This window comes from uncultured Mailhella sp. (assembly GCF_947631555.1).
In the GTDB taxonomy this organism is placed as follows: domain Bacteria; phylum Desulfobacterota; class Desulfovibrionia; order Desulfovibrionales; family Desulfovibrionaceae; genus Mailhella.
In genome coordinates this window covers 1-13,887 of record NZ_CANRLT010000066.1, presented here as the reverse complement: position 1 = coordinate 13,887, position 13,887 = coordinate 1, and the positions used below count along the sequence as shown (strand labels likewise).

Sequence of the window (13,887 nt, the reverse complement as noted above, 5' to 3'; positions counted from 1 at the left end):
TCCGGCAGGCCTTGCCGTGACCCCTGCCACAAAAAACTTTATAAGTTCGGTCTGTTGTCGACTATCTAGTCTGCTGCGTCTTTCATACATGCTGCTATCCTAGCTCTTTTTTCTTACCTAGGACAGCCCCTTTTTTATTATATTAATAGCCTCCCGTTCTGTAAAATTAGTTCAAAGGAAACTTACTTAAGGTGTAGTTCTACTCTGCGATTTTTAGCATATGCTGCTTCGTTTTCGGTAGTATCAAGCGGCCTTTCATCTCCCCAGCCAACACTGGAGAGGCGTTCAGGATCTATGCCTTTGCCCTTAAGCTCACGACAAATGGCGTCTGCGCGCATCTTTGAAAGCTTTTTATTCCATGCAGGCCGCCCCTGTTTATCTGTATGCCCTTCTACACTCAGCTTCCACTCAGGGTGTGATTTCATCGCTTCAGCAATCTCATCAATACTGTCCATATGCTGGGGGAGAACATCGGCCTTGCCCAGTACAAATTCAAGGTAAACAACAGCCTTACCCTTTTTCTCAAGCTCTGCGCTGATGCTTCCTGACGCTTTCGACAAGCCGAAATCAAAGGACCGTTTTTCGTCGGAAGCAGCCTGGGCTTCGTTGCCTGCCTCGACAGACTCCTTTGGTTCAGACTTTTCTGTATTGACCGTCTTCTCCTCCGTTCCGGACTCAGGCTTATCTTCTGGTACAGTCGATGGCTGAACTGCGGTACTCGCTTCGGTCATGCCGGGTTTTTCTTTGTCAGCCATCTTTGATTTCTTTCCGCTGACCTGCTTAAGAAAACCATCAAGAATCGCCTTACCGGTACCACCTTCCTCAGCGGCACTGACACCAACAGGGAAAAAAGCTATCAACCAAGCGGCAAGAAAAGCCAACCAAACTTCTTTACTTTTCTTCATAGCCCTGTTCCTTCTATGTCGAGTTTTTTTTGTTCCACTTCCCGCACAGCCCATTCTTCGAGACGAAGCTGCAAATCATTTGCGTAAGCTCTCAAGCGATGCTGCACGTCAACCTTGTCAGGCTCAGGCAAAATTGCCCATGCTGCCTGCGCCTTCGCACGAAACGAAGGATCTTCATCCCAGAGAACATGAAGCCGTTCATGGTCAATATTTTCTTTAAACGAACGCTTTTTACCAGGAGCGGCCGCAAGGACATGCCGAATGCCAGCGCCGGGTTTGCACCTGCCGCCGTCAAAAACAATTACCCCATCATAAAGCAAATATCCGATGAAAACCATAGCTTCTCGTGAAACAGACGCCCCGTGCAAGACCTCCTCAATCCATGCGCATACTTGTTGCGAACTATAATGAAAACCTTCCACTCCTGCCTCGACACGTTCCCGTGAAACGGACGCGTCAATATCGCCAGCATGAACGGCCAGATCATACACGGTTCGAGCTAGTTCAGCCCGATCCTCGTAATGAAGCTCGTATGAAGAACCACGGCACTTCCACCTGCGGATAAATTCAGACATATTTTGCCGGTCACACAAAACACGCCCTGGACAATCCAGCACAGCAACCGGTCGATTAACTGCCATCTGGTAATAAGTGTCCCAAAGCGAGGGGGACAGTCCAGCATACGCCGACATTGGCAGGAAACAAATCAACAATGTGCACAGCCATATACACACAAGAAACTTTTTCATCATTGTAATCCATACAGGTGAATGGACGGTCAGAACGTATCTACGTTGCAGGCCATCCATCCACCGTTATACTGAATTGCAAAGTCTGCGTGTCAACTAACGTCAGATAAGCGCAGTAAGATCAGAGATGAAGCCCTTAATATTGCTGATCAACGAAGCGACCATACTGGAAAGAGCCTTGACAGGGCTAAGAAGTGCCATAGCGGGATTCTCGGAATTGCTGCTGGTCACCTGCCGTGCACAGCCGCCAATGGCCGCCATAGGATCGCCGCTAGTGACGGAGGCGGCAGAGTTGGTGACTTCACTCACCAGACCGCTAACCTGCGTACCCAAAGCAGTAGCGCCGGTCAGCAGAGCCTGTGCCTTGGGAAGCATAGCACTCTTAAGTGCCTGCAGGTCGCTAACGTCCATGTCCTTCTTCGCTTCAGCAAGGAAGTCGCTACGTGCTTCGGCAAGAGCTTCAGAAGCCTTCTGGGAAGCGCTAACCTTGTCGGCGTCAATGCTGCTCAGAGCCATTTCAGCTGTAGCAAGACGGCTGGCGCCAGCGGCACGGGCCTGTTTAGCACGGGTCTGGCAGTTGCCCGCGGCGTCCCAAATCTTAGCAAGATCTTCCGACATGGTGTTAAATTCATTCGCCAGCTTCATACCCTGGCTTCGAGTTCCATCAGAGACCTTCTGGCTGGCACCTGAACTTTCGTTTTTAGCCCTGCTAAGCACGGCGTTAAATTGCGTGGTGTTTGCCTGCATCTTCTTTTCAAGTGCACTCACAGCGCTCCAGTTTACGTTAGGAGCCTTTGCCGCAGGCTTTTTGGTAATGGTCTCGATAGACACCATCTGAAGGTTGACATCGCTGGCGCCAGCGTCAGCCGCAATCCTGTTAGCTTGTCCCAGCAATTCCGCGCCAGCCCACACGAGACCAGCCGTCAGGGCGCAAAGCAACGCTCCAAGTAAAAGTTTACGAAGTTTACTCATGCAGATTTCCTCTTCTCTGCGGTTATAGGGTTATGCTGTCTCCGTAAGGAGACAGCTTAATGACTGAACACAGCTCCGACCGCCCAGTAATACGGATGTTGAGGAATAGAGGTATAGCCATCTCCTAAAACAGCATCTCCTTCTTTTGTTCGCTTAATATATTCACGGATAACATCACTATACGCAACCATGCCTTGTCCTTGCTTCAGCTTTTCCATGAATCTCGGCATAATCCATGCGTTTGCAGCATCATCAGCGAACCACAAAGAACCGTATGTATAACCTACTCCACGCTTCATGAATGTATCTACAAAAGAAACTTGATCAACGCCAGGAACCCAGCCAACTTTACGCAACTCTGCTTCAATATTTGTTGAGGAAAAAGTTTGTAAAATTGTATCATCAACAAGAGATTTAGGAGCAAACGAGACACCTGTATTACATGCGGAAAGAACAACAAGCTGAGTTTCTTTTAAAGATTCAGTAGGTATTTCCATTATTTCTTTCAACGTAAAGAACCCATCATCGGTATCGCTATCTGCACAGTATAAATAGCCATTCAGCATAGATAACCCTGGTAAACACTGTTGTGCATAGTCACGTTGTTTTCTGGCACTATCTTTATTTTTAAACCTTTTAATTTGCTCTTCAAAATTTAAAAAAGATGTATATGTATCAGAAAAAGGCATTCCATGGGTTGCAAAATAAATTATCTCAAAACGTTTATCTATTTCATTCTTTACCCATGTTTCAGTAGCTTCTTCTTTATAACGTATGCTATCAGCATTTTCCTGAAGCCCGAAATTTGCTGCCAACATTTTTACTTCGTTTTCTGCCCCGGAAAGAGATTTCAAACCAAGTTTATATTTTCCATTTCTTGGATTTCCTACAGCCATAAGCCGGGAAGGAACCTTCTCGTCTTTCTTCCTGCCACCAAAGAAAGACAATCTCGAAAGAACGATATCCTTGCTTTCCACCAAATACGTAGGATGAACAGGATCGCTGGCATCAGTCACAAGTGAAGCAAATGGGAATTGTGCTAAAAAACCACTGGCCACTATTGTAATACGTTTTTTCTCCTGGATATCCTTCTCTACAGGCTTCATGAGCAATTCGTACATTTCACGGAAATAGCTCGTGCTTTTTTGAATTGCCACCGTCTCGTCTTCCTGCTGAGGATCCTTTTGATGACCATACCCCTCAATAATATCAACCAAAAAGTCCTTCTTGATGCGCTCGTCCAATTCTTTAGCAGGAACAGGCTCACTGTAAATACGAACGAAATCTTTGGCTATGGCAACTATCACGAGCGCCTCAGGCAGGCTGATGTAGTTCAGAACCATTTCATCAGATTTCAGTGCAGCCCGAACAGCATCAGGGTTAATCTTCGCATTAGAGTCAAACAGAGCAGCATCTTCAGGATAACGGTCTTTCCAATCCTTAAGAAGCGTCTGAAGTGATTTTTCCAGTTTCGCTGTTTGGAGCAACGACTGCTTCTTTTCGTCATTTTCCAGCGAGGCTTTCTTTTTTTCCTCCGCTGATGCAGACGCTTCAACAGGCACGGTCACCGGTGCGGAAACCTTGAGTTTCCGTTCTGTTTTAGAAAGAGCCAAGATTTTTTCATACATTTCCTGCTTGGCACTGTCGGCATAGTTCATGCGTACCAGAGAGGCATTGGCCTTGACGAGTTCATTGCGGGAGATCTCGTCAAGTTCCATGGCGCGAACCATGTATTTATTGTCGTTTGTCTTTTGGAACAACGCCGAACATAGTTCCATAGCTTCGGTAAAGAGATCGCCCTTATCTTTCAGGTAATCTCTCAGCAGTTCAGCATCCTCCTGAGATCCGCGCATAGCAGTAACAAGTGCGATAGCCTTTTCGTATTCTGCAAGAGCTTCGGACTCTCTGCCCTGTTCCCATAAGGCAAAGCCCAGTCCTTGATAGGCACTCCACTGCAATTCTTTCATACCCATCTGTTCTGCCAGCTCGAGTGCCCTGCCGAAAGCTTCTGCCGATTCTTTCAGAGCCTGAGCTGGATCTATCGCAGGAAAAGAAATCTCTTCATCATCAAAAATAAGATCTCGTGTCGTCCGCTTAGGATCTGCAGACTTGCGCAGTGCGCGTCCAATCTGATTCAGACTTTCTGCAATACCACGAGGAATAGACAGTTCTTCATACAGTGCCTTAGCCTTTTTGTAGCAGTCCAATGCACGTGTATAATCGTGATCTACAGTTTCGTATATTTTTCCAAGCCCCAGCAGTGTACTTGCTTTCCCTTCCTTAAACGATACCTTTTCGTAACAGTCCAGAGCCGCGATATACTCTCGCTTTGCCGACTCGACGTCACCCGTTATCCTTGCCAGCAACGCAAGATTGGAAAGAGCGATACCCTCGTCACGCAGATTTCCCTGTGAACGGGCTATATCCCTGGCCTGCACTATCTGTTCCGTGGCGGCCTCGTAGCGTCCTGCACTTTTTAGCACCAACCCATAATTATTGAGGTCTGCCCCCTTATTCCTTGTGAGAGAGGCCTCCGTCTCTTTCGCCAATGCTTTTTTCAGCAATACGGCGGCTTCAGGATAGTTGCCCTGCTCCCATTTAAGGACGCCGAGATTGCTTAGTGCTTCTGCCTCCATTTGCGCACCGTCCGGACCTTCGTCCAAAACAGTCTTGAGCAGCTTTTCTCCAAGGGAAAAGTCGCCGAGATTACTAGCACAAAGCCCGGCTCCATTGAGCAGCCGTCCGCGCAAGTCTTTATTCTCGGGAACTGCAGGCAAGAGTTGAAGCGCCGTCTGATAAGCCTTTAGGGCCGGAGAGTACACTTCCAGCGCCCTGTATGCGTCTCCAAGCTGAGCATAGATGCCTGCTTTAGCTTCAGCAGACAAAGCTGCGCTCATTTTCAACAGCTTTTCCAGCGTGTCCGCTTTCAGGGCAAACTCACCGAGATTATGTCTACAGACAGCGAGATTCCCCAGAACGCGCCGCTGAAGATCTCCGTCCAACTTGCCTGGGAGGGCAAGAATTTTTTCATACACGGATGCGGCTTCCTGGAATTTTTCCTGTTGGAGGCGTATCGCCGCTACATTGCCCAAAACAAGACCGGCCTGTGCGTACTGCTTTTGTCTGCCAAGAAGATCAGCTGCTTTTTCAAATCCTGCCGCAGCATCGTCAAAGCGCTTTTCCTGAAAAGCCTTCTGTGCGGTCGCAAAGGTCGTTTCCAGCTTGCCGGCAAAGGTCAGGCTGGGGGTAAACATCAAAAAAAGGACAAAGGAAAGGGAAAGTATCCAGTGAAACTGCATGGCTACACCTTGCAGGCGGCCCGCCGGAGCGAGCCGCCTGCTACAAAATCAGTTGTGCTTCAGAGTATAGAGCGTCACAAAAGGTTCACCAGGCGCCGCTGCCTGCTTCTTAATATTGACGTCTTCTTCTTCCTCTTCTTCAAACACAAGATCACGAGTCTGCCGCTTGGAGGTATTCTTTTCTTCCACCATAGCGACCTGGGTGGCCTTGTCTGCCGCAATAACACCCTTGGAGTTTTCGGCAATGATCTTGTCTAGTTCGGGAACCCGCTCGGGAGAAATCACGCAGAGCAGTTCTTCCGTGCCCGGTGTGTCGTCAAACTTGAAGGAACCCTTTGTCGGGATCGTGTATTCTACATTGCGAGAAACCTTATTCTCTGTGCCCGCCTGAACGGAAGGATAGAGTACAGTAAGAGCACCGGAACTGCCCTTAGCCATCCAGTAGGCATAGCCGTCAACGCTGGGAGTATAGATGAGTTTGACGCGATCACCAGATTTGAACTCATACGAGGGGGCGACCGTCGAAGTCTGACCGTCACGCTTCAGCTCAATAGTCGCCTTCACCGCAACCACCTGAGCATTTTCTACAGCCGGAGCCGCTTCAACGGTCGTTTCCTCTTCTTCAAACACCAGATCGCGAGTTTGCCTTGCTGCGTCTGCCTGGACCGCAGAAAAAAGCATAAACGCTGCCATAGCCGCAACAGAAGAAATTTTGTACAACATAATCCTTCTCCTTTAAGGTTATTAAGACTGGCCGTGAGTGGCCTTAAGTTTAAAACTGTCAAAAAGTCTCTTCAATTCAGCACCCTGTATGTCTAAATTATCCAAAGAAGCTGCCTCAGAAGAGGCCTCTGCTTCGGGACTTTTTATAGCCTTTATAGTTACTGTACCTTCTGCAATATTACCTCCATCTTCCTTATCAATAGAAAGAATATAAATACCATCTCCAGGGAAAGGCATCTTTTTCAAAAAAAGATTATTCCATGCTGGACGAATGTCTACTTTTTCTCTATGGATCATGCTTTCAGAACCATTATCATCACGTTTATATATAGTGAAAACAATTGACGATGCATTAAAAGGTTTGTTAGAATAGGCAATCCATGAAACTTCATTTTCTGTAAATTCATCTGATGCATCGATAGGCGTCAAATCATCAGAAAAATCTTTACAGAAAAAAAATCCGCTTTCTGCAGCAATAGCCGATGTCACGAAACACATCAGCATTATTGCAAGACTTACCGATAACCTTTTAAAAAAAATGAACCACCGTTGCTCTTTCATCGTCTTTCCTCACTACATACGACAAAAGTTAAAAAAAAGCTGCGCCCCAACACAGGACACAGCTTAAAAACAGACTGGTAAAAATTTTCTACAAGAGAGAGAGAGAGAGAGAGAGAGAGAGAGAGAGAGAGAGAGAGAGACATAAGCTATTCCAATAGGTTACATCATATCCCTTGCCATAGAGCACACCTTTGACGCTTTACTGATTTTTTATCCACTCCATTAATGTATGTCAAGAGGTTATCGTTTTACCAAAGTTTTTTCTACTAATTATGCAAAATCTATAATTTAAATTTTTCGGCCTCAGCCCCATCCTTTCTAATGACAGAAAGGAACATGGCATCCTGCCCCGGAAAGAAAGGAAAATAATATTTCTGGAAGACACCTTCAGCCTCGTGATGACCTTCAAGAAACATTTGTATCTGGGTTTCATTTTCCTCTTTATTGAGGGCACAGGTGGCGTAGAAAAGCAGTCCGCCAGGTTCAAGTTTCGGCCAGACGGACTCCAGGATTTCCCGCTGGAGGCGGACGACCCGCTCAAGCTTCTCTCTGGTGAGGCGAAGGCGCAGTTCCGGCACACGCCCAAGCGTCCCTGTTCCGCTGCAAGGCACATCCAGCAAGATGAGAGGGAATGAGTCTGCAACGTCCTGCACGGGCAAACAAAGAATCTGCGGCATGGGTAGTCCAAGACGACGCACACTCTTTTTAAAGTCCTCCAGACGGAAGGCGGAAGGATCACTGGCCAGTGCCACTCTTATACCCTGCTCCAAGAGCGCCGTGCTCTTACCCCCACGTCCGCAGCAGGCATCCCAAAGGGGAACATCCTCAAAGGCCGCCTCGCGTATCACTCGCACTATATCGCCAACCAGAAGCTGGGAAGCGGCTCCTTGCCGAGTCAGCGCGCCATCCCTTTCCAATATCTCGAGAAGAGTGCGCTCCTCACCTGCCCGATCTCTGTTCTGGGGAAGTCCAAAGGCACTGAAGCCGAAGTCCCCGACTCTCGTGTATCCGCGCGCCGTCCACTCGGCAAGAAGCTCTCCGCTTCCGGGACGAAGCGTGTTTACCCTCCAGCAGGGAGCCGGCCCGGTCTGCGTATTATGAGCAAATTCCAAGGCCTTTTCCGCACCGTACTGCCTTCCCCAAAGTTCTGCCAGCCAAGGCGGCAGCGAACATCCCTCCGCAAGGGACAGCGGTTTAAACACCGTTTCCTTGTCTCTGGCCAAAGCACGGAGTAAGGCGTTAACCAGACTGGACAGCCTCTGGCCGAAGCGTCGCCGCGCAATTTCCACCAGTTCGTTAACCGTGGCGCGTTCTGGAATACCATCAAGAAAGAGCAGCTCAAGCGCGCCAAGACGCAGGAGCATACGCACCTGAGGCGACAGCGCCGCAGGACGCCGCAAATGAGAAGTGAGGACCGTATCCAGAAGCATAAAACGGCGCAGAACACCGTAAACGAGTTCCGAGGTCAGAGAAACATCGCGAACATCCAGAGAAGCTGTTTTTTCCGCTAACAGCACAGGAACGGGAGTACCGTTTTCCGGGTGCCGGAAGACCTGATGAAGAACTTCCAGAGCTGCTTCCCGCGCAGTTTTTTTGGAGTCGTTCTGAGGTATTTTTTTTCTTTTTTCGACCATAGGCTCATCAAAAGAGCTTCGACACCGCAGAAAAGGTGTGAAGGGCCTTAACTTGGAAAAGACAATTTTTCAGAAAATCACTTTTTCCCAAACAGACCAAAGGGAGCGGACGATCCACGAAGACGCCCGTTGAAAAAGTCCGTGGCGGACATGGTGGTCTTTCCTGACGGCCGGAGCTTTGTCACTCGGTAAGCTCCGGAGCCGCAGGCAACCACAAGCGCGCCTCCTTCCATCCTCACCAGTGTGCCCGGTTCATACGCAACCTGCAATGCCACAGGTTCGCCGGGTTCTATGCGCAAAAGCAGCGGTTCACGGCCCTCAATACGCAGAACGCTCTTCGCTCCGGGCGAAGGGGTCAGCCCGCGGATGACGTTATGGATGTGCGCGGCGTCTCCGCTCCAGTCCAGAAACTCTTCGTCAGGAGAAATTTTGGCGGCGTGAGTTGCAAGCTCATCGTTCTGAGCAATGTAGCAAACACGGCCTTCAGCTATCATGCCCAGAGCACCGGTCATGAGCCGGCCGCCGCATTCGGCCAGTTCTTCAAAAAGTGTGCCTGCCGTGTCGTCAGGTTCGATGCTCACAGCCTGCTGAAGCAGTATCGGCCCTGAATCCAGCCCGGCTTCCATGCGCATGATCGTGACGCCGGTGATGGAATCTCCGTTCATGACGGCGCGCTGTATCGGCGCGGCTCCACGGTACTGGGGCAGAAGCGATCCGTGGACGTTGAACGCTCCGAGTTCAGGAATATCCAGAACCCGCTGGGGCAGCAGGAGACCGTAGGCCGCGACAACCAGTACGTCGGGCTTCAAATCAGCCAACGTCTGCACGTCGGCGTCGTCTCTGAAATTTTTCGGCTGATAAAGGGGCAGGCCGAGTTCCTGAGCCAGTTTCTTTGTCGCTGAAGCGCTCAGTTTTTTTCCGCGCCCGGAAGGACGGTCAGGCTGCGTGTACACCGCCGCCACTTCTCCACCTTCCCAGGCGGCCACAGCTTTCAGAACGGACGCTGCAAAGTCCGGAGTTCCCATAAAGACGATGCGCAGGTTGGCCATGACTTCTCCGTAACCTTAAAAATGTCTCTTAGCGAAATGCCCTCTGCGCATGGTAGCCAGCGGAAGGAAAAGACGCAAGGAAAAGACTTCCGCATGTTTGCAGGCTCCTTGTAAAATTTTCAGGAGCGCTCTATGATGTCACATGAAAACATGATTCTTCGATATGGAAGGATACACAGGCAACTTTTCTCCGTATCAGGAAAATTCTAAAAAGGACAGGTAATTCCATGAATCATAAGGAAATTGAAAGAAAATTTCTGGTAAAAAGCAGCGAATGGCGGGGAAAGACCCAGGGAATAGCCTACAGACAAGGATACATAGCGCGTACCGGAGACCGCACCGTGCGCGTACGCATAGCCGGAGAACGCGGGATCCTCAATATCAAGTACCGTGGAAAGGGTATCGCCCGCCATGAATTTGAATATGAAATTCCTCTTGAAGAGGCTCGGGCGCTGCTTGATGGGCTTGACCCTGCGGAAGTCATTGAAAAAACGCGCTATACCTTTGAAGAATACGGAAATATCTGGGAAGTGGACGAATTTGAAGGCGCAAACCGCGGCCTGATCGTTGCTGAAATAGAACTCGAATCCGAAGACCAGGACTTTATCCGTCCCAGCTGGCTGGGAGAGGAAGTCAGCAAATTATCACGCTATCTCAACGTGGAATTATCCAAACAGCCTTACACAAGCTGGCCTAAGGATCAGAAAAAAGCTCCCTGACACAATCTCTGTCTTCTTCAGAGATAGTTTTGCATCCCATTTCCATCCACTAGAGACAATTTTAATTAAAATAATCTTTTAAATTAAAAATTAAATAAATTCAAAAAATATGTAAAGTTAAATGAAACTTTCACGGCTCACTGTGCGCTGAATCACTGCGTGGTCTCCGCCCCTGGATCAGTATACAGGCTGAACAACGCCCCTCAACGGGGTTCAAACGCCAAGGAGCAGGCCATGAACGAAATGTTCTGTTTTCAATGTGAACAAACGGCTGGCGGCAGGGGATGCAGTCTCCGCGGAGTCTGCGGAAAGCAGCCTTCCACCTCCCATCTTCAGGATGTTCTTATCGGTGAACTCGTCTCTCTTTCTCTTTCCGGCGCAAAGCGTGACCATGCGCTGGACAGTCTTATGGAAGACGCACTTTTTTCCACTCTGACCAACGTTGATTTCGATGACCAGGCACTCACGGAACTCATCACCCGTGTGCGCGACGCCCGCGGAGCGAAGGACAAGCCTTTCGATCTCGCTTCGCTCTGGAAGGAACAGGAAGATCTGCGCAGCCTGAAATCCCTCCTGCTTTTCGGCATCAAGGGAATTGCCGCCTACGCCTGCCACGCCCGCGTTCTCGGTTCCGTGCGGGACGATGTGGACTCCTTTTTCTACAAGGGACTGGCACTGCTGGCCAAAGACGCCGGTCAGCCGGAACTATTGGAAGCAGTGATGGAAGCCGGTCGCGTCAATCTCTCCTGCATGGAAATGCTCAATGACGCGCACCGCGCGGCATTCGGAACACCGGAGCCGGCAACCGTCTCCAAAACAGTGGAAAAAGGCCCGTTCATCATCGTCAGCGGCCATGACCTCCGCGATCTTGAACTTCTTCTTCGGCAGACAGAAGGTAAGGGCGTCTCGGTCTATACACACGGGGAAATGCTGCCGGCCCACGCCTATCCGAAACTGAGACGCTTCACTCACCTCAAGGGGCATTTCGGGACGGCCTGGCAGAACCAGCAGAAGGAATTTTCCGCAGTGCCGGCGGCCATACTGTTTACCACAAACTGTATCATGCCGGTAAGGGAAAGCTATGCCGACCGCGTCTTTACCACGGGCGTGGTACAGTATCCGGGCATGACGCACATAGGCACGGATAAAGACTTCTCTGCCGTGATAAACAAAGCTCTTCAGCTCGGCGGTTATGAGAAAGATATAACCTTCTCTGGCATCAACGGGGGAAGCACTCTGACCACGGGCTTTGGAAGTGAAGCTGTTCTCTCTCACGCCGAAGTCATCATTGAAGCGGTAAAGGCGAAGAAGATCCGCCACTTCTTCCTTGTGGGAGGCTGTGACGGAGCACGCCCGGGAAGAAACTACTATACGGAATTCGTGAAGCAGACGCCCGCGGATACCGTGGTTCTCACTCTGGCCTGCGGCAAGTTCCGCTTCAACGACCTCGACCTGGGCACGATAGACGGTATTCCCCGGCTCCTGGATATGGGACAGTGCAACGACGCCTTCGGTGCCATCAAGGTAGCATTGGCCCTGGCCGATGCTTTCAAATGCGGTGTGAACGACCTGCCGCTCACGCTGGTTCTCTCCTGGTACGAACAGAAGGCCGTGGCCATTCTGCTTACCCTGCTCGCTCTGGGCCTGAAGCATATCTACCTGGGTCCGTCACTTCCCGCCTTTTTGTCTCCCGCGGTGCTTGACGTGCTTGTCAAAGAGTTTGGAGTCCTTCCTGAAGGAGATCCCATAAAGGATATGGACGCCATGCTTTCCCGGTAACCCGTGCCGGAACGCTTTTCCCCGCGGACAGAGTTTCCCCTTGGGAGGCTTTGTCCGCGGGACTTCTCTCTTTAAAAAAAAAGCCGTATCATAGCGGCATGGAAAATAAGGGGAAACGCAAACATTTTGCAGGATTCGACCTTGACAGGCGAAGCGGCAGGACATCCGCACTGAGCGACGGGCTTAATCGCTGGCTCACCTCGCATGGAATGGATCCCCGTCAGGCGCTTCTCGGCGAACTGTGGAGAAACTGGGAAATCGTCATGGGTCCGTTCGCCTCCATTGCCCATCCTCTGGGGCACAGAAGCGGCATACTGCTCATCGGGGCGGATGATTCCTGCATCATGCAGGAATTAAGCTACGCCGTTCCTGAACTTCTGGAGCGCGCCAACGCCTTCATGGACGAAAAATTTTTCAGCCGTGTGGAACTACATCTGCTCATGGGCAGGGATACTCTGCGCCGTGTGGATATTACCGAGGCGCCTGTTCTACCCCCTCCTCCACGTCCTCCGCGCCTTGGACAGCTTCAGCTTCCCGAAGACTCCCCGCTGGCCGAATGCTACAGAGCCTATGTCCGGCTCTTTCAGGAAAACAGAAACACCTAGCTGAATTTTTCTTTATTTAACAGTCAGTTCCCTAAAACTCTGGAACATTGAAAATTTAAATTTTCAGCTTTTACGGACAATCCCATGCAGAACAATATTACCTGTACGTCTTTCGACCGCATTTTTCATTCCTGCGGACGCTTGTGGCATATACGCCGGGCTGATATGGACAAGCTCTGGGAAGCTATGGGGAATAATGATGAAGACCAGCCTCCCTACTGGAATGAAGTCTGGCCATCTTCGCTGGCACTGGCCGGATGGCTGGCAGAACGACAGAACGACATCACGGGAAAAGCCTGCCTCGACATGGGGTGCGGACTGGGCTTTACCGCACTTGCAGGACAATGGCTCGGGGCCAGCGTCACGGCTATGGATTACGAACCAGCCGCCATAGAATACGCCAAACTCAACGAAAAACTTAACACCGTTTCCGGCGTGCGCTGGGAAGTCATGGACTGGCGCCGCCCTGCACTTCGTCCGAAAAGTTTCGAACGTGTCTGGGCGGGAGATATCATGTACGAAAAAGAATTCGCCGCGCCCATTGTTCGCTTTCTCGAGACCGTGCTTGCGCCTGAGGGCCGCGTCTGGATAGCGGAACCCGGCCGCAAAGTCTTTTCGGCGTTTCTCGAAACGGCGCGGAAAGGTTTCGACATCGAAAAGCTCTGTTCACTCCCTGTTTCGCCGCTAACCCATCAAAAAATTCCCGTACCAGTCACGCTCTGGGAGCTGCGGCGCTGTTAACAATATAACATACTTAACCTAGGGTGCGTGTCTAGGCGCTCCAGCCATGCGCAGACAAGTGCTTCACCCACGACCGGGGCAAGACCGTCCGGCAGGAAGGAGTTGAAGCTGGCACGCACATCGATATAGGGCCGCCCCAGCAGCATGACCA

At 50.3% G+C, this 13,887-nt stretch carries 12 protein-coding genes; 4 read left to right on the top strand and 8 right to left on the bottom strand.

Translation table 11 applies throughout. The annotated features are described in order from the left end of the window. Window positions 1–182 precede the first annotated feature (182 nt). From Q0Z94_RS08970 to fmt, 8 genes are all read right to left on the bottom strand, one after another. A complete protein-coding gene (locus tag Q0Z94_RS08970; RefSeq protein ID WP_298068926.1) occupies window positions 183–905 on the bottom strand; it encodes an OmpA family protein in 723 nt (240 codons plus the stop codon). Next, window positions 902–1,654: a hypothetical protein gene (locus tag Q0Z94_RS08965; RefSeq protein ID WP_298068925.1), complete on the bottom strand. Its 753-nt coding sequence runs from the start codon at window positions 1,652–1,654 to the stop codon at window positions 902–904. The genes Q0Z94_RS08970 and Q0Z94_RS08965 overlap by 4 nt, the downstream gene beginning before the upstream one ends. A 102-nt stretch (window positions 1,655–1,756) precedes the next feature. Then, complete coding sequence (locus Q0Z94_RS08960) at window positions 1,757–2,626, bottom strand: hypothetical protein (protein WP_298068923.1); 870 nt, start codon at window positions 2,624–2,626, stop codon at window positions 1,757–1,759. A gap of 56 nt (window positions 2,627–2,682) precedes the next feature. Next, window positions 2,683–5,925, bottom strand: coding sequence for a CHAT domain-containing protein (locus tag Q0Z94_RS08955; RefSeq protein ID WP_298068920.1), 3,243 nt, complete (start codon window positions 5,923–5,925; stop codon window positions 2,683–2,685). A 48-nt stretch (window positions 5,926–5,973) separates the two neighbouring features. After that, a complete protein-coding gene (locus Q0Z94_RS08950) occupies window positions 5,974–6,648 on the bottom strand; it encodes a DUF4384 domain-containing protein (RefSeq protein WP_298068918.1) in 675 nt (224 codons plus the stop codon). Between the two features lie 21 nt (window positions 6,649–6,669). Beyond that, on the bottom strand, window positions 6,670–7,209 hold the full coding sequence (locus tag Q0Z94_RS08945) for a hypothetical protein (RefSeq protein ID WP_298068916.1): 540 nt from the start codon (window positions 7,207–7,209) through the stop codon (window positions 6,670–6,672). Window positions 7,210–7,490: 281 nt separating this feature from the next. Next, window positions 7,491–8,843, bottom strand: coding sequence for a transcription antitermination factor NusB (locus tag Q0Z94_RS08940; RefSeq protein ID WP_298068913.1), 1,353 nt, complete (start codon window positions 8,841–8,843; stop codon window positions 7,491–7,493). Window positions 8,844–8,920: 77 nt separating this feature from the next. Further along, complete coding sequence (gene fmt / locus Q0Z94_RS08935) at window positions 8,921–9,892, bottom strand: methionyl-tRNA formyltransferase (protein ID WP_298068911.1); 972 nt, start codon at window positions 9,890–9,892, stop codon at window positions 8,921–8,923. A gap of 227 nt (window positions 9,893–10,119) precedes the next feature. Here fmt and Q0Z94_RS08930 point away from each other — a divergent pair, with 227 nt between their 5' ends. The 4 genes from Q0Z94_RS08930 to Q0Z94_RS08915 all read left to right on the top strand — a co-directional run bounded on the left by Q0Z94_RS08930 (window position 10,120) and on the right by Q0Z94_RS08915 (window position 13,736). Further along, on the top strand, window positions 10,120–10,611 hold the full coding sequence (locus Q0Z94_RS08930; protein WP_298068909.1) for a CYTH domain-containing protein: 492 nt from the start codon (window positions 10,120–10,122) through the stop codon (window positions 10,609–10,611). A 234-nt stretch (window positions 10,612–10,845) separates the two neighbouring features. Then, window positions 10,846–12,390: a hydroxylamine reductase gene (hcp, locus tag Q0Z94_RS08925; protein ID WP_366517598.1), complete on the top strand. Its 1,545-nt coding sequence runs from the start codon at window positions 10,846–10,848 to the stop codon at window positions 12,388–12,390. A 98-nt stretch (window positions 12,391–12,488) separates the two neighbouring features. After that, window positions 12,489–12,995 (top strand): DUF721 domain-containing protein, encoded by a 507-nt coding sequence (locus Q0Z94_RS08920; protein WP_298068907.1) that lies wholly within the window; start codon window positions 12,489–12,491, stop codon window positions 12,993–12,995. An 84-nt stretch (window positions 12,996–13,079) separates the two neighbouring features. Further along, window positions 13,080–13,736: a methyltransferase domain-containing protein gene (locus Q0Z94_RS08915; protein WP_298068905.1), complete on the top strand. Its 657-nt coding sequence runs from the start codon at window positions 13,080–13,082 to the stop codon at window positions 13,734–13,736. Window positions 13,737–13,887: the final 151 nt, after the last annotated feature.

Excerpts from the sequence above, each read along its gene's own strand:
- Q0Z94_RS08955 (WP_298068920.1), bottom strand. The coding sequence starts at position 5,925 with ATGCAGTTTCACTGGATACTTTCCCTTTCCTTTGTCCTTTTTTTGATG.
- hcp (WP_366517598.1), top strand. The coding sequence starts at position 10,846 with ATGAACGAAATGTTCTGTTTTCAATGTGAACAAACGGCTGGCGGCAGG.
- Q0Z94_RS08965 (WP_298068925.1), bottom strand. The coding sequence starts at position 1,654 with ATGAAAAAGTTTCTTGTGTGTATATGGCTGTGCACATTGTTGATTTGT.
- Q0Z94_RS08920 (WP_298068907.1), top strand. The coding sequence starts at position 12,489 with ATGGAAAATAAGGGGAAACGCAAACATTTTGCAGGATTCGACCTTGAC.
- Q0Z94_RS08960 (WP_298068923.1), bottom strand. The coding sequence starts at position 2,626 with ATGAGTAAACTTCGTAAACTTTTACTTGGAGCGTTGCTTTGCGCCCTG.
- Q0Z94_RS08915 (WP_298068905.1), top strand. The coding sequence starts at position 13,080 with ATGCAGAACAATATTACCTGTACGTCTTTCGACCGCATTTTTCATTCC.
- fmt (WP_298068911.1), bottom strand. The coding sequence starts at position 9,892 with ATGGCCAACCTGCGCATCGTCTTTATGGGAACTCCGGACTTTGCAGCG.
- Q0Z94_RS08940 (WP_298068913.1), bottom strand. The coding sequence starts at position 8,843 with ATGGTCGAAAAAAGAAAAAAAATACCTCAGAACGACTCCAAAAAAACT.
- Q0Z94_RS08930 (WP_298068909.1), top strand. The coding sequence starts at position 10,120 with ATGAATCATAAGGAAATTGAAAGAAAATTTCTGGTAAAAAGCAGCGAA.
- Q0Z94_RS08945 (WP_298068916.1), bottom strand. The coding sequence starts at position 7,209 with ATGAAAGAGCAACGGTGGTTCATTTTTTTTAAAAGGTTATCGGTAAGT.
- Q0Z94_RS08950 (WP_298068918.1), bottom strand. The coding sequence starts at position 6,648 with ATGTTGTACAAAATTTCTTCTGTTGCGGCTATGGCAGCGTTTATGCTT.
- Q0Z94_RS08970 (WP_298068926.1), bottom strand. The coding sequence starts at position 905 with ATGAAGAAAAGTAAAGAAGTTTGGTTGGCTTTTCTTGCCGCTTGGTTG.